Raw genomic sequence first — 24289 nt, forward strand, 5'->3', positions numbered from 1 at the left:
CGAAGGACGCCGCCCTGGTCACAGCAGCAGGAGACGCGGGTTAGGCTTGATGTCTGCCGGTACGCATCCGTTCCGGCCCGCTGTCCGCTGCGACCACAACTGAACGAGGAGCCCGCCCGCCATGCCTGTGCCGCCCCCGGAGAGGATCGTCGAGCTCGTCTCCGATCTGCTCGCCAGAGAGGGATACGACCTCGAGGACGTGGTGGTCACGGCCGCCGGAAAGCACAGTACGGTGCGCCTCCTCGTCGACAGCGACGCAGGTCTCGGTCTCGACGAGGCGGCCCGCCTGAGCAGGATCGTCTCCGAGGCCTTCGACGGAGTCTCGGACTTCGGCGAGTCGCCCTACGTCCTGGAGGTCACCAGCCCCGGGATCGGCCGGCCCCTGACCGAGCCCCGCCACTGGCGGCGCGCTCAGGGTCGCAAGACGAAGGTGGAACTGGCCGACGAGACCCTCGTCGCACGCATCGGCGAGCTCGTCGGCGACGAGATCAGGCTCGTCCTGCCCGATCGGTCCGGGCCGGTCGTGCGTTCGGTCCCGCTCTCGGCGGTGCGCAGAGCGGTGGTGGAGGTGGAGTTCTCCCCGCCGCCACCGAGGGAACTCGAGCTCGCGGGCGGGGTTCCGGACGGCCGGGTCGCGGCCGGGGAGCTGGCCGAAGGGCCCGAGGACGAGACGGGCAGCGACGACCACGACGAGACGAACGAAACGAAGGTGGACAAGTGAATATCGAGATCGCCGCCCTGCGCATGCTCGAGGCGGAGAAGAACATCCCGTTCGACGAGCTGATCGCGACGCTCGAGACGGCCCTGCTCACGGCGTACAGGCACGTCGACGGACACCAGCCGCACGCGCGGGTCGTGGTCGACACGAAGACCGGCGCCATCCAGGTCCTCGCCGAGGAGCGCGACGCCGACGGCAACCTGATCGCCGAGTGGGACGACACTCCCGAGGACTTCGGCCGGATCGCGGCGACCACCGCGCGTCAGGTCATCATGCAGCGCATCCGCGACGCCGAGCACGAACAGCGCTTCGGTGAGTTCGCGACCCACGAGGGTGAGATCGTCAGCGGCGTCGTGCAGCGCGACTCGCGTGCCAACGCCCGCGGCATGGTCGTCGTGAAGATCGGCGGCGAGACGAACAACGCCGAGGGACTGATCCCGCCGGCCGAGCAGGTGCCGGGGGAGTCCTACGAGCACGGCGACCGCATCAAGTGCTACGTCGTGGGCGTCTCCCGCGGACAGCGCGGCCCGCAGATCACCCTGTCGCGGACACATCCCAATCTGGTGCGCAAGTTGTTCGCCCTCGAGGTCCCGGAGATCGCCGACGAGTCGGTGGAGATCGTCGCCGTCGCCCGCGAGGCCGGGCACCGCTCGAAGATCGCCGTGCACTCGACCGTCCCCGGCCTCAACGCCAAGGGTGCGTGCATCGGCCCGATGGGGCAGCGGGTGCGCAACGTGATGCGCGAACTCGGCGAGGAGAAGATCGACATCATCGACTACGACGAGGACCCCGCGAAGTTCGTGGGCAACGCACTGTCGCCGTCGAAGGTGGTGTCGGTCACGGTCGTCGACCCCGACGCGCGCGCCGCCCGGGTGGTCGTTCCCGACTTCCAGTTGTCCCTCGCGATCGGCAAGGAAGGGCAGAACGCCCGGCTCGCGGCCCGGCTGACCGGCTGGCGGATCGACATCCGCAGCGACGCGGCACCGGCCGGGAACGACGATTCGCGCGGCGGCTCGACAGGCGCGTAGGAGTGGGATGCGGGATTCCGGGCAAATCAGCGGTACAGTGGTCGATGGTTCAGCATGACCTGTCCTCGACCGGCGGGGAACGCGCCACTACGGTGCGGACCTGTGTCGGATGTCGGCAGCGAACGCTGGCTGCCGAACTGCTCCGGGTGGTGGCGCGCGAGAAGGAACCGTCAGGTTTCGCCGTGATTCCCGATCCCCGACGCAGGCTTCCCGGGCGAGGTGCTTGGTTGCATCCCAACCCGGAATGTCTGGGCCTGGCGGTTCGGCGTCGAGCATTCGGCAGGGCACTGCGCGTGACCGGGTATCCGGACACCACAGCGCTGGATCAGCTGGTCGGGTCCACGGCACAGTGATCACGGACGTATCGAGTCGGCCTCGGCCGGGTACGACGATCGTGGGAACGACGACGAGGAACACCAACAGTGACATCGCACTCTGAGAAGAACAGGCACGAACACTCATGAGCACACCGTGAAGCACCAGCGATGAACGTCCATCGGAGATAACCCGAGGTCGTGCGGGCAGTCGGCCGCTCGACCTCATCAGTGAGGAGAGCAGTGGCAGGCAAGGCCCGCGTGCACGAGTTGGCGAAAGAACTCGGTGTCACCAGCAAGGAACTACTCGCACGCCTGAAGGAACAGGGCGAGTTCGTCAAGTCCGCGTCGTCGACCGTCGAACCGCCGGTCGCGCGTCGACTGCGCGAATCGTTCGGTAAGACCGAAGGCGATGCAGCCGCGAAGGCTGCACCCAACCCCGCACCGAAGCCCGGTGCCCCCCGGCCGGGTCCCCGGCCCACCCCTGCGAGCCCGGCCCCCGCGGCCGAGACCGCGCGTCCGAAGCCCGGCGCACCGAAGCCGGCTGCTCCCAAGCCCGCTCCGGCACCGGAGGAGCCCGCGGCTCCCGCGCCGCAGGCCCCCGCTGCCCAGGCGGCACCGCAGTCCCCGGCTGCTCAGGCTCCCAGCGCGACGCCGCAGGCTCCCGCGGCCAAGCCCGGCCCCAAGCCGGCCGGTCCGCGTCCGGGTCCGAAGACCCCGCGCGTCGGTAACAACCCGTACTCCTCGGCTCCGGCCGAGCGTCCCGCTCCGCGTCCGGGTGCCCCGCGCCCCGGCCCGGGCGGACCGCGTCCTACCCCCGGACAGGGCGGCCCCCGCCCCACGCCCGGACAGGGACGTCCCGCAGCAGGCCCCGGTGGCCCGCGTCCCGGACCCGGCCAGGCCGGTCCGCGTCCGGCTCCCGGACAGGGCGGTCCCCGCCCCGCGCCCGGACAGGGCGGTCCCCGTCCGTCCCCGGGTTCGATGCCCCCGCGTCCCAACCCGGGTGCGATGCCGCAGCGTGCTGCGCGTCCGGCCGCATCCGGTCGTCCGGGTCGTCCGGGCGGAGCTCCCGGTGGACGTCCCGGTGGCGGTGGCGGCGGCTACCGCGGTGGCGGCGCCGGTGGCGGCGCACCTGCAGGTGCAGGTGCTCCCGGTGGTTTCCGCGGTCGCCCCGGTGGCGGTGGCGGTGGACGCGGTCGCGGCGGTGCAGCCGGCGCGTTCGGTCGTCCCGGTGGCGCTCCGCGTCGTGGTCGTAAGTCGAAGCGGCAGAAGCGGCAGGAATACGATTCGATGCAGGCGCCGTCGGTCGGCGGCGTGCGGTTGCCGCGTGGCAACGGCGAGACCATCCGTCTCGCTCGCGGCGCATCGCTGTCCGACTTCGCCGAGAAGATCGACGCGAACCCGTCGGCCCTGGTGCAGGCGCTGTTCAACCTCGGTGAGATGGTCACGGCCACTCAGTCGGTGAACGACGACATCCTCGAGCTGCTCGGCTCGGAGATGAACTACGTCGTGCAGGTCGTCTCGCCCGAGGATGAGGACCGCGAGCTGCTCGAGTCGTTCGACATCCAGTACGGCGAGGACGAGGGCGGCGAGGAAGACCTCCAGCAGCGTCCGCCGGTGGTCACCGTCATGGGTCACGTCGACCACGGCAAGACCCGCCTGCTCGACACGATCCGGAAGGAGAACGTCGGCGAGGGTGAGGCCGGTGGCATCACCCAGCACATCGGTGCCTACCAGGTGATGACGCACCTCAACGGTGAAGATCGCCTGATCACCTTCATCGACACCCCGGGTCACGAGGCGTTCACCGCGATGCGTGCCCGCGGCGCGAAGGCGACGGACATCGCGATCCTCGTGGTCGCAGCCGACGACGGCGTCATGCCGCAGACGGTGGAGGCGATCAACCACGCACAGGCCGCCGATGTCCCGATCGTGGTCGCGGTGAACAAGATCGACAAGGAGGGTGCGAACCCTCAGAAGATCCGTCAGCAGCTCACCGAGTACGGGCTGGTGGCGGAGGAGTACGGCGGCGACACCATGTTCGTCGACATCTCCGCGAAGCAGAACCTCAACATCGACCAGCTGCTCGAAGCGGTGCTGCTCACCGCCGACGCAGCGCTCGATCTGCGGGCCAACCCGGACATGGAGGCGCAGGGCGTCGCCATCGAGGCGCACCTCGACCGCGGTCGCGGTCCGGTGGCCACGGTGCTCATCCAGCGCGGCACTCTGCGGGTCGGCGACTCGATCGTCGCCGGCGACGCCTACGGCCGCGTGCGCCGCATGGTCGACGAGCACGGCGAGGACGTGCTCGAGGCACTGCCTTCGCGTCCGGTCCAGGTCGTCGGCTTCACGTCGGTGCCCGGCGCCGGGGACAACCTCGTCGTCGTCGAAGAGGACCGCATCGCGCGTCAGATCGCCGACCGGCGTAATGCCCGCAAGCGCAACGCGCTCGCAGCACGTAGCCGTAAGCGCATCAGCCTCGAGGATCTCGATGCCGCTCTCAAGGAGCACAACGAGCTCAACCTCATCCTCAAGGGCGACAACTCGGGTACCGTCGAGGCCCTCGAAGAGGCGCTCATGGGTATCGAGATCGACGACGAGGTGCGCCTGCGGGTCATCGACCGCGGTGTCGGTGGCGTCACCGAGACCAACGTCAACCTCGCTGCCGCGTCGAACGCCGTGATCATCGGCTTCAACGTCCGCGCCGAGGGCAAGGCCACCGAGCTCGCGAACCGCGAGGGTGTCGACATCCGCTACTACTCGGTCATCTACCAGGCGATCGACGAGGTGGAGAAGGCCCTCAAGGGCATGCTCAAGCCGATCTACGAGGAGGTCGAGCTCGGCCGCGCCGAGATCCGCGCGATCTTCAAGTCGTCGAAGGTCGGCAACATCGCGGGTTGCCTCGTGCAGTCCGGCATCGTCAAGCGCAACGCGAAGGCCCGCCTCATCCGCGACAGCAACGTCGTGGCCGAGACGGTCACCATCTCGTCGCTGCGCCGCGAGAAGGACGACGTCACCGAGGTCCGCGAGGGCTTCGAGTGCGGTTTGACGATCACCTACTCCGACATCAAGGTCGGCGACGTGATCGAGGCGTACGAGTTGCGCGAGAAGCCGCGCGACTGATCCACCCGCACCCGTGGCGGTGAACGATTCGTCGTTCGCCGCCACGGGTGTGTCGGGACGCCCGACCCGGCCGGCACGGAGCCGACCGGACGGCCGACCGGAGTGTCCTCGAGGAGAGAAGCGAATGTATCTGGGAGCGCTCGAACTCGACCTGCTGCTCGGCGACGTGCATTCGCTCAAGCAGAAGAGATCGGCGATCCGTCCGGTGGTCGCAGAACTGCGCCGGCTCGGGGTGTCCGCCGCCGAAACCGGGGAACACGATCTGTACCGCCGGGCGCAGGTGGGTGTGGCGGTCGTCGCCCCCGACCTCGCGCACGTCGGAGAGATACTGGACAAGTGTGAGCGGCTGGTCGCCCAGCGGCCCGAACTCGACCTGCTGTCGGTCAGACGCAGGCTGTACGGGCCCGAGGACTGATCCCGGCCGCACGACAGGCCGCCTGCCGGCGGCTACAGAAGGGAACGAACGACATGGCCGATCCAGCACGGGCTCGCCGACTCGCGAAGCGCATTGCCACCATCGTGGCCACCGCCATCGACCTCGAGATCAAGGATCCGCGCCTCGAGTTCGTGACGATCACCGACGCGAAGGTCACCGCGGATCTGCACGACGCCACCGTCTACTACACGGTCCGGGGCGCGGATCTGAACACCGAACCCGATCACGAGGCCGCTGCTGCCGGCCTCGAGAAGGCCAAGGGCGTGCTCCGTTCGAAGGTCGGCGCCGGCACCGGTGTGCGGTTCACCCCGACGCTGACGTTCGTCACCGACACCGTGCCCGACACGGCACGGCACATGGAGGAACTCCTCGCGCGCGCTCGCGCGGCCGACGACGAGGTCGCACGCGCCCGTGAGGGCGCCGTTCCGGCCGGCGATGCCGATCCCTACAAGGAATCCCGTGAGCGCGACGCCGGTGACGACGACGAATAACGCACCGGTGCCCGACCCGACTCCTCCGGTGGTCCCGTCGCGCCGGGACGATGCCGGCGTCCCGTCCGGCCCGGCAGGATCCGTCGACCTGCACGGTGCCGCCGCACTGCTCGACGCGGCGGCCACCGTGACGGTGCTGTGCCACATCAACCCCGACGCCGACACCCTCGGCAGCGGGCTGGCCCTCGGGCTGGCGCTCGAGCGACGCGGTGTCGCCGTGCAGGTCGCGTTCGGTTCGCCCGCGAACATGCCGGACTCGATGCGGTCGCTGCCGGGCGCACACCTGGTCACGCCGGTCGCGGGGGTACGCCGTGAGGCCGATCTCGTGGTGACCGTCGACTGCGGTACCGCGGGCCGTCTCGGTGTCCTGCGCGACCGTCTGAAGACCGCCCCGAACGTCCTGGTGATCGACCACCACCTGTCCAACACGCGGTTCGGCACCCACAACCTCGTCGACCCGGAGTCCGAGGCCACCGCGATGGTGCTCGCCGACCTCTTCGACGTGTGGGGTGTCGAGATCGACGCCGCACTCGCGCACTGCCTGTACGCGGGACTGGTGACCGACACCGGATCGTTCCGCTGGGGTCGCCCGCAGGCCCACGGACTTGCCGAGCGCCTGCTCGCCACCGGTATCGACGGCACATCGATCACGCGGGCCCTGCTCGACACCCATCCCTTCGGGTGGTTGCCGATGCTGTCGTCGGTGCTGGCCACCGCCACACTCGAACGCGACGCTGCTCAGGGCAGGGGACTGGTCTACGCCTTCGTCCGGCGCGCCGACTCCGCGCATCTCGGTCCGGAGGAGGTCGAGAGCGTCATCGACATCGTGCGCACCACCGCCGAGGCCGAGGTCGCCGCGGTGTTCAAGGAGGTCGCTCCCGAGGAGTGGACCGTCTCGCTGCGCGCGAAGACCTCGGTGGACGTGTCCGCCGTCGCCACCGCACTCGGCGGCGGAGGACACCGCCTGGCGGCGGGGTACACCGCCCACGGCGACACCGATCGGATCGTCGCCGCCCTGCGCGGCGTGCTCGGTTGACTGCGTCCGGCGGGTCGCCCGCCTCTGAGACGCCCGGCGGCTCACGCGCCTCTGAGACGCCCGGCGGCTCACTCGCCTCTGAGACGCCCGGCGGCTCACGCGCTTCCGATGTCACCGGACGGCGGATCCTCGGGCTCGTCCTTCCCGCCCTCGGGGTGCTCGCGGCCGAACCGCTCTACCTGCTGTTCGACATCGCCGTCGTCGGCCGGCTGGGGGCGCTGCCCCTGGCCGGTCTCGCGATCGGCGGGTTGATCCTCGCGCAGGTGAGCACCCAGCTCACCTTCCTGTCGTACGGCACCACCGCGCGCGCGGCGCGTTTCCACGGTGCGGACCGGCACGACGACGCTGTCGGCGAGGGCGTGCAGGCGACCTGGCTCGCGATGATCGTCGGACTTGCGATCCTGCTCGTCGGCCAGGCGCTGGCCGGTCCCGTCGCGCGGCTGCTCGCCGGCGATGCCGAGATCGCCGACGCCGCCGTCTCGTGGCTGCGCGTCGCGCTGTTCGGGGCTCCCCCGATCCTCGTCGGCCTGGCCGGGAACGGTTGGATGCGCGGCGTCCAGGACACGATGCGGCCGCTGCGATTCGTCATCGCCGGCCTCGCCCTGTCGGCGGTGCTGTGCCCGGTACTGGTCCACGGACTGCTGGGCGCTCCCCGGTGGGAACTCGTCGGTTCCGCCATCGCCAACGTGATCGGGCAGTCCGTGACGGCCGTCCTGTTCGTCGTGGCGCTGCTGCGGTCCGGGGTTCCGCTGCGACCGCGACCCGCCGTGATCGGGGCACAGTTGCGGCTCGGACGTGACCTGATCGCGCGCAGCCTCGCATTCCAGGCCTGCTTCCTGTCCGCGGCGGCGGTGGCGTCGCGCTTCGGTGCGGCCGCGGTGGCCGGTCATCAGGTCGTGCTGCAACTGTGGACCTTCGTGACCCTCACCCTGGACTCGCTGGCGATCGCCGCGCAGGCCCTCGTCGGCGCCGCGCTCGGTGCGGCCGACCGCCGGGGCGCGACTCGCCTGGCGTGGCGGTTGTCGGCGTGGTCGGTGGTCTTCGCCGTCGTCCTCGCGGTGGTCTTCGTGGCGGGGAAGGATGTGATTCCTGATCTGTTCACCACCGATACCGAGGTGCTCGACCAGATCGGCGTCGCGTGGTGGTTCTTCGTCGCGATCATGCCGCTCGCGGGAATCGTCTTCGCACTCGACGGTGTTCTCCTCGGTGCGGGGGACGCCGCCTTCCTGCGCACCGCGACGCTGGCCTCGGCGCTGTTCGGCTTCCTGCCGTTGATCTGGTTGTCGCTCGCGTACGACTGGGGTCTGGCGGGTATCTGGACGGGGCTTACGGTGTTCATCGTGTTCCGGATGATCGCCGTCGTGTGGCGCACGCTCTCGGGACGATGGGCGGTGACGGGTGCGGACCGGCAGGTGTGCATCCAGGACGAGTCGGGAGGTTAGTGCGTGGCAGCGAAGCTGTGGGCGATCAGCGACATCCATGTGGGCCATCGGGGCAACCGGCCGGTCACCGAGGACCTGTATCCGGAGTCGCCCGACGACTGGTTGATCGTCGCGGGCGACGTGTCGGAGAAGACCGACGACATCCGGTGGGCGCTGTCGCTGCTCCGCAGCCGGTTCGCGAAGGTGATCTGGGTGCCCGGCAACCACGAACTGTGGACGACCGCCAAGGACCCGGTGCAGATGTTCGGGGTCGCGCGCTACGACTATCTCGTCACGATGTGCCGCGAACTCGACGTGCTCACCCCTGAGGATCCGTATCCGATCTGGGAGGGCGAGGACGGGCCGGTGGTGCTCGTGCCGATGTTCCTGCTCTACGACTACTCGTTCCTGCCGGAGGGCACCACGACGAAGGCGGACGGGCTCGCGCTGGCGCGCGAACGCAACGTCGTCGCGACCGACGAGTTCCTGCTGAAGCCGGATCCGTACATCACGCGCGACACCTGGTGCCGGGTACGCGTGGATCAGACCCGCGCCCGTCTCGACGCGCTCGACCCCGCCCTGCCCACCGTGCTGATCAACCACTTCCCGCTGGTGCGCGAACCCACGCGGATGCTGTTCTACCCCGAGTTCGCCCTGTGGTGCGGTACCACCGAGACGGCCGACTGGCACCTGCGCTACCGGGCGCTGTGCAGCGTGTACGGCCACCTGCATATCCCGCGGACCACCTACTACGACGGGGTGCGCTTCGAGGAGGTCTCGGTCGGCTACCCGCGCGAATGGCAGCGACGCGGCATGCCGGAGCAGCCCCTGCGGCAGATCCTCCCCGTCCCGGAGTATCCGCCGGGCAGCCTGAACAAGTGGGGCGGTCATTTCACCGTGACCCCCGAGATGGAAGCCGAGGCCGAGAAGATGCGGGCTCAACGAGAGAAGGAGTTGCGGTGACCGAACCGGACACCGGGCAGAAGACGGACACGCGCGGCGCGCTGATCGGGCGCATCGTGCCGGACGGCATCGCTGCAGCCGAGTTGTTCGAGGACCCACCGGGACTGCGGCCGCATCCCCAGGAGGAGCCGCTCGTGGCGCGGGCCGTGGAGAAGCGGCGCCGCGAGTTCGCCGGTGCCCGTCATTGCGCCCGCCAGGCCATGCGCACCCTCGGCGTCGACCCCGCGCCGGTACTGCGCGGAGAGATGGGCGATCCCGTCTGGCCGCGCGGCGTCGTCGGCAGCCTCACCCACTGCGACGGCTATCGCGGTGCCGTGCTGGGCTATTCGCTGCAGATCCGATCGCTCGGCATCGACGCCGAACCGCACGACGTGCTCCCCGACGGGGTGCTGCCCGCGGTGAGCCTCGAACCCGAACGCGAGTGGCTCGCCTCGGCCGGCGACGACCTGCACTGGGACCGTCTGCTGTTCTGCGCCAAGGAGGCCACCTACAAGGCGTGGTTCCCGCTGACGAAGAGGTGGCTGGGCTTCGAGGACGCCCACATCACCTTCGAGCGTGACACCAGCTCGGACGTGGTCACCGGCACCTTCCACTCGCGACTGCTCGTCCCCGGCGACACCCTCGACGGGCAGCCGCTGACGGGCTTCGACGGACGGTGGCTCATCGCCGACGGTCTCGTCCTCACCGCGATCACGGTGCGCTGATGAACGACGCCGCACCCCCGCAGGAACATCCGGCACTCGCCCGCGCAGGCCTGCTCGTCGTCGACAAGCCCGCCGGCATGACGAGCCACGACGTGGTGGCGCGCTGCCGCCGACTGCTCGGCACCCGCAAGGTCGGGCACGCGGGCACTCTCGACCCCATGGCGACGGGCGTGCTCGTTCTCGGCGTCGAGCGCGCCACCAAGCTGCTCGGGCTGCTCGCACTGACGACCAAGTCGTACACCGCGACGATCCGTCTCGGGCAGAGCACCGTCACGGACGACGCGGAAGGCGAGACCGTCGCGACCACCGATGCGACGCACGTGACCGACGAGCAGATCGGCGAGGGCGTGGCCGCGCTGACAGGCGACATCCAGCAGGTGCCCGCCAGCGTCAGCGCCATCAAGATCGACGGCAAGCGCGCCTACGCCCGCATGCGCGAGGGGGAGGCGGTCGAGTTGAAGGCCCGGCCGGTCACGGTCTCGCGGTTCGACGTCCTCGCCCGCCGCGATGTGCCCGGGAGCGGCTTCGTGGACGTCGACGTCGACGTGGACTGCTCGTCCGGCACCTACATTCGGGCGCTCGCACGCGATCTCGGCGCGGCCCTCGGAGTGGGCGGTCATCTCACGGCGCTGCGTCGCACGAAGGTCGGCCCGTTCGGCCTCGAACATGCCCGCACGCTCGAACAGCTCGCCGACGACCCGACGCCGAGCCTCGACATCGACGCGGCCGTGCGCACGGCCTTCGAGTGCCGCACCATCAGTGACGAGGAGGTGGGGCTGCTCGCGAACGGCCGCTGGCTCGAGCCCGTCGGGATCCACGGCGTCTACGGCGCCGTGGATGCGCAGGGTCGGGCCGCGGCGCTGCTGCAGGAGAAGGGCAAGCGGGCTGCGGCGGTGTTCGTGGTGCGCCCCTCCAACATGTGAGCGGGCTCGGACGGGCCGGATCGCAGCCGGCTCAGACGAGCCAGATCGCTTCCGCCGCCGGGTGACCGAGATCGATCGTGCGGCCCTCGGTCCGGCCCAACCGGACCGAGATGGTTCCGGCGAAGTCGCGACGTTCGAGCACGGTGATGTCGGTGTCGAGGGCGATCCCGACCTCGTCGAAGTAGCGCAGCATCGCGGGGTCGGAGTCGGAGATGCGGGCCACGCGGCCGTGGTCGCCGTCGTTGAACTCGCTCAGGGCGCGGGCGGGTGGTGACGGGATCGTGCCGTCGGGTGCCGGGATCGGGTCGCCGTGCGGGTCGCGTTCGGGATGACCGAGTTTGGTGTCGATCGCTGCGACCATCCGTTCGGAGACGGCGTGCTCGAGGATCTCGGCCTCGTCGTGCACTTCGTCCCACCCGTAGCCGAGCTCGCGGACCAGGAAGGTCTCGATGAGGCGGTGGCGCCGGACCATCGCCACGGCGGCCTGCCGGCCCTCGTCGGTGAGGGAGATCGCGCCGTAGCGCTCGTGGTCGACGAGTCCCTGGTCCGCGAGGCGGCGTACCGCTTCGGACACCGTGGACGCCGACACGCCCAGCTTCTCGGCGAGCAGCTTGGTGGAGATCTTCTCCCCGGACCACTCCTGGACCGTCCACATGATCTTGAGATAGTCCTGTGCGACCGAGGACAGCAGCTCGGTCGCGGTGGTCTCGTTACTCTCAGGCACGCGTCCAGCTTAGGTAACCGTCACCCGGGAATCACGCTCTCCGTCGGCTCGCTGGTCCTTTCGCCCTCCGGCGCGCGGCGACGCATCACGAGCCGGGTGACGACACCCTGACGCGGAGCGAACAGGTACGCGAGGGTGAAGACCACGGCCTGGGCGAGCACCACCACGCCGCCGGTCGCGGCGTCGGTGTAGTAGCTCGTGTACACACCGACCACCGAGGCGATCACTGCGAGTACCGGTGCGATCACCAGCATCCGGGCCATCCGGTCGGTGAGCAGATAGGCGGTCGCGCCGGGGATGATGAGCATCGCGACGACGAGGATCACGCCGACCGCCTGCAGCGCGCTGACGATCGTCACCGCGAGCAGCGACAACAGCAACGCCGACAGCGCGGCGGGGGACAGGCCGAGGGTGTGCGCCTGGACGCGGTCGAAGGCGAACAGCGTCAGATCGCGGCGCTTCGCGACGAGGACGGCCAGCACGACGGCCGCCAGGATCGACACCTGCCAGACGTCGCCCGTCGCGAGCCCGAGCAGGTTTCCGAACAGCACGTGGTGCAGGTCGATCTGGCTCGGGTTCTTCGAGATCAGCACCACGCCCAGGGCGAACAGTGTCGTGAAGACGATGCCGATGGTGGCGTCCTCCTTGACGCGGCTCGTGCCGCGGACGAGCCAGATCAACGCGACGGCGATGCCGGCGAAGACGAGGGCTCCGAGCGCGAACGGCACCCCCACCAGATAGGCGAGGACGACACCGGGCAGCACGGCGTGCGAGACCGCGTCGCCCATCAGCGACCAGCCGATGAGCACGAGCCAGCAGCTGAGCAGCGCGCACACGATCGTCGCGGCGACCGCGACGAGCAGCGCGCGCTGCATGAAGCCGTACTGCAGGGGTTCGATCAGCACGTCGATCATCGTCCGGCCTCCTGTGCGTATGTCTCCCGTGCGACGTCCTCGGCTCGTCCACCGTTCGCAGGTGGGGGAGCCCCGAAGGCGCGGGCGAGGTTCTCCGGGAGGAGGACCTCCTCGGGAGAGCCGTGCACGAGCACGCGCCGCTGCAGCAGTACCGCCTCGTCGCACAGTTGCGCCAGACCTGCAAGATCGTGGGTGGCGACGAGGATCGCGTGGCCGCTCGCCGCCAGTTCGCGGATGACGCCGGTCAGCGCGTGCTCGGTGGTGGTGTCGACCCCCGCGAACGGCTCGTCGAGCAGCAGCAGCGGCGAGCCCTGCGCGATCGCCCGTGCCACGAAGACACGCTTGCGCTGGCCGCCCGAAAGCTGCCCGATCTGCCGGCCGGACAACGCGGTCATGCCCACGCGTTCGAGCGCGGCGTCGACGGCCTCGTGGTCGGCGGGGCGCGGGCGGCGCAGGAAGCCCTGGTGGCCGTAGCGGCCCGTCATGACGACGTCGCGCACGCCGATCGGGAAGTTCCAGTCGACGGCCTCGGACTGCGGCACGTAGGCGACCTGCGTGCGGCGACGCGCCACGGCGGTGGTCGTCCCGCCGATGGTGACGCGACCCGAGGTGGGTCGCACGAGACCCATGATCGTCTTGAACAGCGTCGACTTACCCGAGCCGTTGGTTCCCACGAGTCCGCAGACGCGGCCGGGTGCGAGTTTCAGGGTGACGTTCTGCAGGGCCAGGACGGTGTCGTAGCGCACCGTCACGTCGTCGACGAACAGTGCCGGTGTGTCGAGTGTCGAAGTCATGGCCTCAGTCCCGTCGTGATGACGTCGATGTCGTGTCGGAGCAGATCGAGGTAGGTGGGGACGGGACCGTCCGCCTCGGAGAGCGAATCGACGTAGAGGATTCCGCCGAATTCCGTTCCGGTATCGGCCGCGACCTGCCGTTGCGCCTTGTCCGAGACGGTCGATTCGCAGAACACCGCCGGAACCTCGTTGGTGCGCACGAAATCGACGGTCCGGGCGATCTGCTGCGGGGTGCCCTGCTGGTCGGAGTTCACCGGCCACAGATAGGCCTCCTGCAGCCCGGCGTCGCGCGCGAGATAGCTGAACGCGCCCTCACAGGTGACGAGTGCGCGCCGGTCGGCGGGCACGCTGTCGAGGGCGGTGACGAGTTCGGTGTGGAGACCGTCGAGTTCGGCCTTGTACGCCTCGGCGCGGGCCGCGAAGTCGTCCGCGTGCTCGGGGGCGAGGTCGGCCAGTGCCGCGGCGATGTTGTCGACGTAGACGCGGGCGGCGAGCGGGGACATCCAGGCGTGGGGGTTGTAGGGACCCGTCGTCGCGCCCTCACCGATCGGCAGTGGGTCCACACCCTCGCTCACGACCACGTGCTCGGCGTCGACATCGGCGACGAACTGTTCGAACCACCGCTCGAGACCGAGTCCGTTGTCGAGGACGAGGTCGGCCTCGGTCGCGAACCGCAGGTCGCCCGGCGTGGGCTCGTAGCCGTGGACCTCGGCGCCGGGCTTGGTGATGGACTCGACCCGCACGTGGTCGCCGCCGACGTTGCGCGCCATGTCGGCGAGGACGGTGAAGGTGGTCAGGACCAGGGGCCGATCGTCGGCGGAACCGGTGGTCGAACATGCCGCGAGGGCGGCAGCGCAGGCCGTGGCCGCGAAGGCGGCGATCATGCGACCGGCACGGGAGGATACGGACCGTGTTCTGCGGGCTCTCGACGAAAAGTTCGGCACACCGAAATTATGCATTCGCCGAGCCGTCACCGTCATGTGGGGCGCTCCGGGAGCCATCCGGGCGTGCCCGACCCGCTCACGGGCCGTAGGCTGCCGATGTGCAGAGATGGCGAGGTCTGGACGAAATTCCTGCGGACTGGGGTCGGTGTGTACTCACGATCGGCGTGTTCGACGGCGTACACCGCGGCCATCAGCAGCTCATAGCGCGTGCCGTCGAGGCCGCGCGGGCACGCGGAGTGGCCGCCGTGCTCATGACCTTCGATCCCCACCCCATGGAAGTGGTCCGCCCGGGCAGCCACCCGGCGCAGCTGACCACCCTCGCGCGACGCGCCGAGCTCGCCGAGGAACTCGGTATCGACGTTTTCTGCGTCATGCCGTTCACCCCGGAATTCATGAAGCTCTCGCCGGAGCGGTACGCCCACGAGATCCTCGTCGAGCGACTGCACGTGGCCGAGGTGGTCGTGGGGGAGAACTTCACCTTCGGAAAGAAGGCGGCCGGCACCGTCGACATGCTGCGCTCGATCGGTGAGCGTTTCGGGTTCGCGGTGCAGGGGCTCACGCTGGTCGCCGAGCACGCCGTGACGTTCTCGTCGACCTACATTCGTTCGTGCGTCGACGCCGGGGACGTCGTTGCGGCCGCGGACGCACTCGGTCGCCCGCACCGGGTCGAAGGCGTGGTCGTGCACGGCGACGGTCGCGGTCGCGGACTCGGATTCCCGACCGCCAACGTCGCACCGCCGATCTACGCGGCGATCCCCGCCGACGGCGTGTACGCGGCCTGGTTCACAGTGCTCGACTCCGGTTCTCCCGTCGAGGGACTCACGGCTGGTCAGCGCTACCTCGCAGCCGTGTCGGTGGGCACCAATCCGACCTTCTCCGGACGCAAGCGCACGGTGGAGGCGTTCGTCCTCGACGAGAAGGCCGATCTCTACGGCCAGCACGTGGCGGTCGACTTCGTCGAGCGGCTGCGGGGCATGGAGAAGTTCGATTCCGTGGAAGCGTTGATCTCCGCGATGCACCGCGACGCCGAACGGGCGCGAGAGGTTCTCACGAAGACTCCCCAGTGACACCGACTTCGAGTGACACCGACTTCGAGTGACACCGACTTCGAGTGACACCGACTTCGAGTGACACCGACTCTCGAGTGACGTGGGTGTCCGTCGACCGTCCGGTGTCGTCCGAACGAACGCAACTGCGAGTTCGGTACGAAAAAGGTCTTGTCCGCCGTCTTCTCCGAGGACCGGGGGCGCACCCCGGACCGCGAGTCGATTCTGTCGTTCTTCGCCTCCCGCATGCACCTGGTCAGTGCTCTGGCACGTCGGATCGCCGACGCGCCGGGCTCACTGGACTATCCCTACTGGGTGAAGGCCGACCTCGCCGTCGACGACGGTGTCGCTCGCGATCGAGCGCTACTACCGCGAGCGCGGGGAGGATCTGCCCTCGGAGTACGCGGCGGTACCCGTGGCGCTCGGCGGTCACCGTCCTGGCCCCGGCACGGGACGACCTCCGTCCCGACCGCGACATCGACCGGTACGTCGAGTTGCTCGACCAGGTTTTCGCCGAGGTGTCGGCCGCGGTGGGCCGCGCGGGTGCCGGCCGGCGCTGAACCCGATCGCGGTTCGGCGGCAGAAGTCGGCTCTGATAGGCTGGACCGTCGGTGCGCGCTGCGGTTCGCGGTGGCCGTACCGGGCGGACTCCGGTTCGTCTACCGTCACGCGGACGTCAGTTGTACAGGAGTGACCCAGTGGCTCTGACCACCGAACAGAAGAAGCAGATCCTCGGCGAGTACGGCCTCCACGAGACCGACACCGGCTCCCCCGAGGCGCAGGTGGCACTGCTCACCAAGCGCATCGTGGACCTCACCGAGCACCTCAAGCAGCACAAGCACGACCACCACTCCCGCCGCGGCCTGCTGCTGCTGGTCGGTCGTCGTCGCCGCCTGCTGAAGTACGTCGAGAAGGTCGACGTCGAGCGTTACCGCTCGCTCATCCAGCGTCTGGGTCTGCGTCGCTGACGCGGACAGGACACGACCTGATCTGCATTCGCTGATCTTTTCCGGCAGCCGACGGGGTACCCACTACACTGGGCCTCGTTGGCTGTCGGTGTTTGTGCCGGTTCGGCCGGCGACTTCCATCGCCTCCAATGGTGATGATCCGTATGCACCGACGGTGTCGGTCCTCGGTAGTGACCTTCCGGTCCCGTCGGGTGTCGTATCCCGAATCCGCCGGAGGGTTTCGATCGACGACCGCCTCCGTGAGTCGGTGCGCAGCCGTGGCCACGGGGGTCGCGGCGCCCGCGCGGGTACGGCGAAGACGAAGAGGGAAGAGAAGACATACAGATGACAAGCACTACCGCAGTCGAGATCGACGAAGGGGTCTACGAGACCACCGCAACGCTCGACAACGGTGCCTACGGCACCCGCACCATCCGTTTCGAGACCGGCCGCCTCGCACGCCAGGCCGCCGGTTCGGTCGTCGCCTATCTCGACGACGAGACCATGCTGCTCTCGGCCACCAGCGCCTCGAAGCAGCCCAAGGACCAGTTCGACTTCTTCCCGTTGACGGTGGACGTCGAGGAGCGCATGTACGCCGCGGGTCGCATCCCCGGCTCGTTCTTCCGTCGGGAGGGACGCCCCTCCACCGACGCGATCCTGACCTGCCGTCTGATCGACCGGCCGCTGCGCCCGTCCTTCGTCGACGGTCTGCGCAACGAGATCCAGGTCGTCGTCACGGTTCTGAGCCTGAACCCGAACGACCTCTACGACGTCGTCGCGATCAACGCCGCGTCGGCCTCCACCCAGCTCGCCGGCCTGCCGTTCTCCGGCCCGGTCGGTGGCGTGCGTGTCGCGCTCATCGTCTCCGACGACAACAAGTCGGGCCAGTGGGTCGCGTTCCCGACCGTCGAGCAGCTCGAGAACGCCGTCTTCGACATGGTCGTCGCCGGTCGCATCGTCGGTGGGGGAGACAACCCCGACACCGCGGACGTCGCGATCATGATGGTCGAGGCCGAGGCGACCGAGAACGTCATCGCGCTCGTCGACGGTGGCGCCCAGGCGCCCACCGAGTCCGTCGTGGCCGAGGGCCTCGAGGCGGCGAAGCCGTTCATCGCCCGCCTGTGCATCGCGCAGCAGCAGCTCGCCGCCGCCTCCGCGAAGCCCACCGGTGAGTTCCCGCTGTTCCCGCCCTACCAGGACGACGTCTACACCGCGGTCGAGTCCGCCGCGTCGGAGAAGCTCGCCGAGGCGCTCACCATCGCCGGCAAGCAGGAGCGCGACGACCGCACCGACGAGATCAAGGTCGAGGTGCTCGAGCAGGTCGCTCCGAACTTCGAGGGTCGCGAGAAGGAGATCGGCGCTGCCTTCCGCTCATTGACCAAGAAGCTCGTGCGCCAGCGCATCCTGCGCGACCAGTTCCGCATCGACGGCCGCGGTGTCACCGACATCCGTGCCCTCTCCGCCGAGGTCGCGATCGTTCCCCGCGCCCACGGTTCGGCGCTGTTCGAGCGCGGCGAGACCCAGATCATGGGTGTCACCACGCTCGACATGGTGAAGATGGCGCAGCAGGTCGACTCGCTCGGTCCCGAGACCAGCAAGCGCTACATGCACCACTACAACTTCCCTCCGTACTCCACCGGTGAGACCGGTCGCGTCGGCTCGCCGAAGCGTCGCGAGATCGGCCACGGTGCCCTCGCAGAGCGCGCGCTCATCCCGGTTCTGCCGAGCCAGGAGGAGTTCCCCTACGCCATCCGTCAGGTCTCCGAGGCCCTCGGCTCGAACGGCTCGACGTCCATGGGTTCGGTCTGCGCCTCGACGCTGTCGATGCTCAACGCCGGTGTGCCGCTCAAGGCCCCGGTCGCCGGTATCGCCATGGGCCTGGTCTCCGACGAGGTCGAGCTCGAGGACGGCACCCGCGAGACCCGCTACGTCGCCCTCACCGACATCCTCGGTGCGGAGGACGCGTTCGGCGACATGGACTTCAAGGTCGCCGGCACGAAGGACTTCGTGACCGCCCTGCAGCTCGACACCAAACTCGACGGTATCCCGTCGCAGGTCCTCGCCGGTGCGCTCTCGCAGGCCCACGATGCCCGCGCCACGATCCTCGAGGTCATGGCCGAGGCCATCGACACGCCCGACGAGATGAGCGAATTCGCTCCGCGAATCACCACCATCAAGGTCCCGGTGGACAAGATCGGTGAGGTCATCGGCCCCAAGGGCAAGATGATCAACTCGATCACCGAGGAGACCGGCGCCAACATCTCCATCGAAGATGACGGCACCGTCTACGTCGGTGCAGCGGACGGCCCGTCCGCGCAGGCCGCGATCGACAAGATCAACGCCATCGCCAACCCGCAGCTGCCGAAGGTCGGCGAGCGCTTCCTCGGCACCGTGGTCAAGACCACGGCGTTCGGAGCGTTCGTCTCCCTGCTCCCCGGCCGCGACGGCCTGGTGCACATCAGCAAGCTCGGCAACGGCAAGCGCATCGCCAAGGTCGAGGACGTCGTGAACGTCGGTTCGAAGATCCGCGTCGAGATCGCCGACATCGACAACCGCGGCAAGATCAGCCTCGTCCCCGTCGAGGACGAGTCGGCCGAGGCCGCTGCGACCGGCGAGAACGCCGAGTCCTGATCACCCCACCCGCCTGCCGGTTCCCGGTGGGCGCGTGAACCCCGCACCCGTGGCGCCCGACATCCGGTCGGGCACCACGGGTGCGTCGTTTCCGGCAGACCATGGTTACCGGGGTGCAACGGCCGGACGTCATCCGGGTGAGGTTCCGCCGAACCGGGTCCGGACCGCGCCCGGGAATGGTTCCCTGAGTATGTGAGAACGGCCACGCAGACGGATCTCGGGAGGTTGCGCGGAGCGAATCTGGCTCTGGCAACCTGGGTGTCCGCCATCAACTTCTGGGCCTGGAACATGATCGGGCCGCTGTCGACGACCTACGCCACCGACATGTCGCTCAGCAGCACGGAAGCGTCGATGCTGGTGGCCACGCCGATCCTCGTGGGCTCCCTCGGCCGCATCGCGGTCGGGGCGATGACGGACCGGTACGGCGGACGGGCGATGTTCATCGCCGTCTCGCTGTCGTCGATCGTTCCCGTCGTCGCGGTCGGATTCGCCGCCGAGGCCGGCTCCTATCCGCTGCTCCTGGTCTGCGGGTTCTTCCTCGGCATCGCCGGCACGATCTTCGCGGTCGGGATTCCGTTCGCCAACAACTGGTACGAACCCGCCCGCCGCGGCTTCGCGACCGGCGTGTTCGGGGCGGGCATGGTGGGCACGGCCCTGTCGGCCTTCTTCACCCCGCGTTTCGTGAACTGGTTCGGGCTGGTGCCCACCCACATCGTCGTGGCGGCCGCCCTCGCCGTGACCGCCGTGGTGTGCATCCTGGTGATGCGCAATGCTCCCGATTTCCGTCCCAACACCGACCCGGTGCTGCCCAAACTGACAGCCGCGGCGAAACTCGGTGTGACCTGGGAGATGTCGTTCCTGTACGCGGTCGTGTTCGGCGGATTCGTGGCGTTCAGCAACTATCTGCCCACCTACATCAAGACGATCTACGGCTTCTCCGCCGTCGACGCCGGTACGCGCACGGCGGGTTTCGCGCTCGCCGCGGTCCTCGCCCGGCCCGTGGGCGGAGCGCTGTCGGACCGGGTGCCGCCGAAATACGTGGTCCTGGTCTCGTTCACCGGCACCGCCGTGATGGCGGTGATCGCGACCTTCCAGCCCCCGCCCGACCTGTGGTCGGCGCTGACATTCATCACAATGGCGATCTTCCTCGGCATCGGCACCGGCGGTGTGTTCGCGTGGGTGGCGCGCCGCGCCCCGGCGCACGCGGTGGGCAGTGTCACCGGCATCGTCGCCGCTGCCGGTGGGCTCGGCGGCTACTTCCCGCCACTGGTGATGGGCGCGACCTACGACGCCGAAGGCAACGACTACACCGTCGGTCTGCTCCTGCTCGCGGCGACGGCACTGGTGTGCCTGTTCTACACCGCATTTCGGCTGCACGCCCATGAACCGCCCCCTGTCGCACGATCCGGAACCCGCGACGTACGTGAGGAGAAGCCGTGACGGACACCGCCGGAGTCGGGAACCGGATCGAGGAACTGCTCGTGCGCAGCGGACGGTTCTTCACCTCCGGCGAGCAGTCCGACGACACACGCACGGTCACGCGGCGCGGTGGCCGCGAGGGCGACATCTTCTACCGGGACCGCTGGAGCCACGACAAGGTCGTCCGCTCGACCCACGGGGTGAACTGCACCGGCTCGTGCTCGTGGAAGATCTACGTCAAGGACGGCATCATCACCTGGGAGACCCAGGAAACCGACTATCCGACAGTCGGTCCCGACCGTCCTGAGTACGAACCGCGCGGATGCCCGCGCGGCGCGGCCTTCTCCTGGTACACCTACTCGCCGACGCGCGTGCGCTATCCGTACGCGCGCGGGCTGCTCGTCGAGATGTACCGGGAGGCGCGGCAGCGACTCGGCGATCCGGTGCTCGCCTGGGCCGACGTCCAGAACGATCCCGAACGGCGCCGCCGCTACCAGCGTGCCCGCGGCAAGGGCGGACTGGTGCGCGTCACGTGGGCCGAGGCCACCGAGATGATCGCCGCCGCGCACGTCCACACCATCAAGGAGTACGGACCCGACCGGGTGGCCGGCTTCTCGCCGATCCCCGCCATGTCGATGGTCTCCTTCGCCGCCGGATCGCGGTTCGTCGAACTGCTCGGCGGCGTGATGACGTCGTTCTACGACTGGTACGCCGACCTACCGGTGGCGTCGCCGCAGGTCTTCGGCGATCAGACCGACGTACCCGAGTCCGGGGACTGGTGGGACGCCTCCTACCTGATGATGTGGGGTTCGAACGTGCCCGTCACCCGCACCCCGGACGCGCACTGGATGACGGAGGTCCGCTACCGCGGCACCAAGGTCGTCTCGGTGAGTCCGGACTACGCCGACAACACCAAGTTCGCCGACGAGTGGATGGCGTGCGCGGCCGGTACCGACGGTGCCCTGGCGATGGCGATGGGCCACGTGCTCCTCACCGAGTTCTATGTGCGGCAGCGCGTGCCGTTCTTCGTCGACTACGTGCGCCGGTACACCGACCTGCCCTTCCTCGTGCGGGTCGAGGAACGCGACGGAAGACTCGTGCCGGGCAAGAACCTCACCGCCGCCGATCTCGGGCACAGCGTCGAGAACGCGGCCTTCAAACCGGTCTTCGTCGACGGTGCGACCGACACCGTCGTCGTACCCCCGGGCTCCCTCGGCTTCCGCTACGGCGACGACGGCATCGGAAAGTGGAATCTCGAACTCGGCGACCTCGTCCCGACATTGACGGTCGCGCCCGGCGGCGGGGGAGCGGGCGAGACCGCGGCGGTGTACCTGCCGAGCTTCGACACCGTCGACGGGCACGGTGAAAGCATCGAACGGGGCGTGCCGGTCCGTCGGATCGGGGACCACCTCGTGTGCACCGTCTTCGACCTGATGCTCGCGCAGTACGGGGTGAACCGTCCGGAGCTCGACCTGCCCGGGCGGTGGCCGAGCGGGTACGACGACCCGGGCTCGCCGTACACCCCGGCCTGGCAGGAGGCCCTCACCGGAGTGCCCGCGGCCCAGGCGATCCGGATCGCGACGGAGTTCGCCCGCAACGCCGAGGAGTCGGGCGGGCGTTCGATGATCATCATGGGGGCCGGCATCTGCCAGTGGTTCCACGGCGACGCGACCTATCGCGCCGTACTTGCGCTGCTCATGCTCACCGGCTGCATGGGACGCAACGGAGGCGGGTGGGCGCACTACGTCGGCCAGGAGAAGTGCCGTCCCGTCACGGGATGGGCGGCCATGGCGATGGGGACGGACTGGTCTCGCCCACCTCGCCAGATGGCCGGCACCTCCTACTGGTACGTGCACACCGACCAGTGGCGCTACGACGGTTACCGTGCCGACGCGCTGGCCAGTCCGCTGGGACGAGGTCGTTTCCGCGACAAGCACACGATGGACGTCATGGCGTCCGCGGTCGCCATGGGCTGGACACCCTTCTATCCCCAGTTCGACCGCAACACCCACGAGATTGCCGAACAGGCACGGGCGGCGGGACGGGAGATCCCGCAGCACGTCGCGCAGCAACTCGCCTCGGGTGAACTGAAACTGTCGGTGACCGACCCCGACGACCCGCGGAACTGGCCGCGCGTGCTCAGCGTGTGGCGGTCGAACCTGCTCGGCTCGTCCAGCAAGGGCAACGAGTATTTCCTGCGGCACCTGCTCGGCACCGATTCCAACGTGCAGGCCGAGCCGACCGCCCCCGGCCTGCGGCCCGGTGAGGTGGCGTGGCCCGACGACCTGCCCGAAGGAAAACTCGACCTGCTCATGTCGATCGACTTCCGCATGACCTCGACAACATTGTTCTCCGACATCGTCCTGCCCGCCGCGACCTGGTACGAGAAGGGCGACCTGTCGAGCACCGACATGCACCCCTACATCCACGCCTTCACCGCAGCGGTCGATCCGCCCTGGGAAACCCGTTCGGACTACGACGCTTTCGGCGCCATCGCGCAGACCTTCAGCACGCTCGCCGGGACCCACCTGGGAACCCGCACCGACATCGTGATGGGGACACTGCAGCACGACACGCCCGCAGCGATGGCGTATCCGTCCGGCACCGAGCGGGACTGGCGCTCGACCGGCGAGGTGCCGGTTCCGGGGAGGACGATGGGTCCGCTCACCGTCGTCGAACGGGACTACGGTGCGATCGCGGAGAAGTGGGCGACGCTCGGTCCGCTCGTCGAGTCCCTCGGGTTGAACACCAAGGGCGTCGTGACCCGGCCGGACCGTGAGGTCGCCGAACTGGCACAGAGATTCGGCGTGATGGATTCCGGTGCCGGACAGGGACGTCCGGCGATCACCACCGCCGAACGCATGGCCGACACGATCCTCGCGCTGTCGGGCACGTCCAACGGCAGGCTCGCCGTCGAGGGTTTCCGTGAACTGGAGAAACGCACCGGACGGCGACTCGTGCACCTCGCGGAGGGCAGCGAGGAACGGCGGATCACCTACGCCGACACCCAGGCCCGTCCCGTACCGGTCATCACGAGCCCGGAATGGTCGGGGAGCGAAACGGGAGGTCGCCGGTACGCGCCGTTCACGATGAACATCGAGGAGCTGAAACCGTTCCACACGTTGACGGGCCGGATGCACTTCTACGTCGACCACGACTGGCTCGAAGAGCTCGGGGAGCAGCTCCCGGTCTACCGGCCCCCACTCGACATGTCGCGGTTGTTCGGCGAACAGGCGGTCGGCTCCGGCGACGGTGTCGGTCTGACGGTGAGATACCTGACCCCGCACTCGAAGTGGTCGATCCACTCGGAATATCAGGACAACCTGTTCATGCTGTCGCTGTCCCGGGGTGGGCCGACGATGTGGATGTCGCCGGCCGACGCCGCAAAGATCTCGGTGAGCGACAACGACTGGGTCGAGGCCGTCAACCGCAACGGTGTCGTGGTGTGCCGGGCGATCGTCTCGCACCGGATGCCCGAAGGGGTGGTGTTCGTCTACCATGCCCAGGACCGCGTCATCGATGTCCCGCGCAGCGAGACCACCGGACGCCGCGGCGGCATCCACAATTCGCTGACCCGCATCCTCATCAAGCCGAGCCACCTGGCCGGTGGATACGCGCAGACGGCCTACGCGTTCAACTATCTCGGCCCGACGGGCAACCAGCGCGACGAGGTGACGATCGTGCGTCGCCGATCCCAGGAGGTCGTCTACTGA

20 protein-coding genes are annotated in these 24289 nt (G+C 69.0%); 16 read left to right on the plus strand and 4 right to left on the minus strand.

Going from position 1 to position 24289, the window contains the following annotated elements:
* Positions 1-121: 121 nt before the first annotated feature.
* From rimP to truB, 11 genes are all read left to right on the plus strand, one after another.
* Complete coding sequence (rimP, locus tag BO226_RS05990; protein WP_033096519.1) at positions 122-721, plus strand: ribosome maturation factor RimP; 600 nt, start codon at positions 122-124, stop codon at positions 719-721.
* Entirely contained in the window at positions 718-1746 is a 1029-nt protein-coding gene (nusA, locus tag BO226_RS05995; protein WP_006554228.1) for a transcription termination factor NusA, read from the plus strand. Before rimP ends, nusA begins: the two co-directional genes overlap by 4 nt.
* A 44-nt stretch (positions 1747-1790) precedes the next feature.
* Entirely contained in the window at positions 1791-2099 is a 309-nt protein-coding gene (locus tag BO226_RS06000; RefSeq protein ID WP_006554227.1) for a YlxR family protein, read from the plus strand.
* A 192-nt stretch (positions 2100-2291) separates the two neighbouring features.
* Positions 2292-5183, plus strand: a complete 2892-nt coding sequence (infB, locus tag BO226_RS06005) for a translation initiation factor IF-2 (RefSeq protein ID WP_442977188.1) — start codon at positions 2292-2294, stop codon at positions 5181-5183.
* A 124-nt stretch (positions 5184-5307) separates the two neighbouring features.
* Positions 5308-5598 carry a DUF503 domain-containing protein gene (locus BO226_RS06010; RefSeq protein WP_006551275.1) on the plus strand — a complete coding sequence of 97 codons (291 nt, stop codon included), beginning with the start codon at positions 5308-5310 and terminating at the stop codon, positions 5596-5598.
* Positions 5599-5651: 53 nt separating this feature from the next.
* On the plus strand, positions 5652-6110 hold the full coding sequence (gene rbfA, locus BO226_RS06015) for a 30S ribosome-binding factor RbfA (RefSeq protein ID WP_006551274.1): 459 nt from the start codon (positions 5652-5654) through the stop codon (positions 6108-6110).
* 28 nt (positions 6111-6138) lie between these two features.
* The gene (locus BO226_RS06020) at positions 6139-7146 is read left to right on the plus strand and encodes a DHH family phosphoesterase (protein ID WP_071934810.1); all 1008 of its coding nucleotides are present in this window, start codon (positions 6139-6141) and stop codon (positions 7144-7146) included.
* Between the two features lie 125 nt (positions 7147-7271).
* Entirely contained in the window at positions 7272-8588 is a 1317-nt protein-coding gene (locus tag BO226_RS06025) for an MATE family efflux transporter (RefSeq protein WP_051121545.1), read from the plus strand.
* A 3-nt stretch (positions 8589-8591) separates the two neighbouring features.
* A complete protein-coding gene (locus tag BO226_RS06030) occupies positions 8592-9530 on the plus strand; it encodes a metallophosphoesterase family protein (protein WP_006551271.1) in 939 nt (312 codons plus the stop codon).
* A gap of 41 nt (positions 9531-9571) precedes the next feature.
* Positions 9572-10234, plus strand: a complete 663-nt coding sequence (gene npt / locus BO226_RS06035) for a 4'-phosphopantetheinyl transferase Npt (protein WP_071936366.1) — start codon at positions 9572-9574, stop codon at positions 10232-10234.
* The gene (gene truB, locus BO226_RS06040) at positions 10234-11157 is read left to right on the plus strand and encodes a tRNA pseudouridine(55) synthase TruB (protein ID WP_019289147.1); all 924 of its coding nucleotides are present in this window, start codon (positions 10234-10236) and stop codon (positions 11155-11157) included. Before npt ends, truB begins: the two co-directional genes overlap by 1 nt.
* Positions 11158-11188: 31 nt before the next feature.
* On the opposite strand, the gene BO226_RS06045 is transcribed toward truB, so the two are convergent.
* The 4 genes from BO226_RS06045 to BO226_RS06060 are packed head-to-tail and all read right to left on the minus strand — an operon-like array spanning position 11189 to position 14473.
* Positions 11189-11881, minus strand: a complete 693-nt coding sequence (locus tag BO226_RS06045; protein WP_006551268.1) for a metal-dependent transcriptional regulator — start codon at positions 11879-11881, stop codon at positions 11189-11191.
* A gap of 20 nt (positions 11882-11901) precedes the next feature.
* Positions 11902-12795, minus strand: coding sequence for a metal ABC transporter permease (locus tag BO226_RS06050; RefSeq protein ID WP_006551267.1), 894 nt, complete (start codon positions 12793-12795; stop codon positions 11902-11904).
* On the minus strand, positions 12792-13589 hold the full coding sequence (locus BO226_RS06055) for a metal ABC transporter ATP-binding protein (RefSeq protein ID WP_006551266.1): 798 nt from the start codon (positions 13587-13589) through the stop codon (positions 12792-12794). Before BO226_RS06055 ends, BO226_RS06050 begins: the two co-directional genes overlap by 4 nt.
* Entirely contained in the window at positions 13586-14473 is an 888-nt protein-coding gene (locus BO226_RS06060) for a metal ABC transporter substrate-binding protein (RefSeq protein ID WP_064061595.1), read from the minus strand. The genes BO226_RS06055 and BO226_RS06060 overlap by 4 nt, the downstream gene beginning before the upstream one ends.
* A gap of 158 nt (positions 14474-14631) precedes the next feature.
* On the opposite strand from BO226_RS06060, the gene BO226_RS06065 reads away from it, so the two are divergent.
* From BO226_RS06065 to BO226_RS06085, 5 genes are all read left to right on the plus strand, one after another.
* Positions 14632-15600, plus strand: coding sequence for a bifunctional riboflavin kinase/FAD synthetase (locus BO226_RS06065; RefSeq protein ID WP_006551264.1), 969 nt, complete (start codon positions 14632-14634; stop codon positions 15598-15600).
* A gap of 677 nt (positions 15601-16277) precedes the next feature.
* The gene (rpsO, locus tag BO226_RS06070) at positions 16278-16547 is read left to right on the plus strand and encodes a 30S ribosomal protein S15 (protein WP_006551263.1); all 270 of its coding nucleotides are present in this window, start codon (positions 16278-16280) and stop codon (positions 16545-16547) included.
* A 324-nt stretch (positions 16548-16871) separates the two neighbouring features.
* Positions 16872-19157, plus strand: a complete 2286-nt coding sequence (locus BO226_RS06075) for a polyribonucleotide nucleotidyltransferase (RefSeq protein ID WP_071934811.1) — start codon at positions 16872-16874, stop codon at positions 19155-19157.
* Between the two features lie 192 nt (positions 19158-19349).
* Entirely contained in the window at positions 19350-20597 is a 1248-nt protein-coding gene (locus BO226_RS06080) for a nitrate/nitrite transporter (RefSeq protein ID WP_071934812.1), read from the plus strand.
* Positions 20594-24289, plus strand: a complete 3696-nt coding sequence (locus BO226_RS06085) for a nitrate reductase subunit alpha (RefSeq protein WP_071934813.1) — start codon at positions 20594-20596, stop codon at positions 24287-24289. The genes BO226_RS06080 and BO226_RS06085 overlap by 4 nt, the downstream gene beginning before the upstream one ends.

This window comes from Rhodococcus sp. 2G (assembly GCF_001886355.1).
Lineage (GTDB): Bacteria > Actinomycetota > Actinomycetes > Mycobacteriales > Mycobacteriaceae > Rhodococcus > Rhodococcus pyridinivorans.

Excerpts from the sequence above, each read along its gene's own strand:
- rimP (WP_033096519.1), top strand. The coding sequence starts at position 122 with ATGCCTGTGCCGCCCCCGGAGAGGATCGTCGAGCTCGTCTCCGATCTG.
- BO226_RS06000 (WP_006554227.1), top strand. The coding sequence starts at position 1,791 with ATGGTTCAGCATGACCTGTCCTCGACCGGCGGGGAACGCGCCACTACG.
- BO226_RS06010 (WP_006551275.1), top strand. The coding sequence starts at position 5,308 with ATGTATCTGGGAGCGCTCGAACTCGACCTGCTGCTCGGCGACGTGCAT.
- rbfA (WP_006551274.1), top strand. The coding sequence starts at position 5,652 with ATGGCCGATCCAGCACGGGCTCGCCGACTCGCGAAGCGCATTGCCACC.
- truB (WP_019289147.1), top strand. The coding sequence starts at position 10,234 with ATGAACGACGCCGCACCCCCGCAGGAACATCCGGCACTCGCCCGCGCA.
- BO226_RS06050 (WP_006551267.1), bottom strand. The coding sequence starts at position 12,795 with ATGATCGACGTGCTGATCGAACCCCTGCAGTACGGCTTCATGCAGCGC.
- BO226_RS06055 (WP_006551266.1), bottom strand. The coding sequence starts at position 13,589 with ATGACTTCGACACTCGACACACCGGCACTGTTCGTCGACGACGTGACG.
- BO226_RS06060 (WP_064061595.1), bottom strand. The coding sequence starts at position 14,473 with ATGATCGCCGCCTTCGCGGCCACGGCCTGCGCTGCCGCCCTCGCGGCA.
- BO226_RS06075 (WP_071934811.1), top strand. The coding sequence starts at position 16,872 with ATGACAAGCACTACCGCAGTCGAGATCGACGAAGGGGTCTACGAGACC.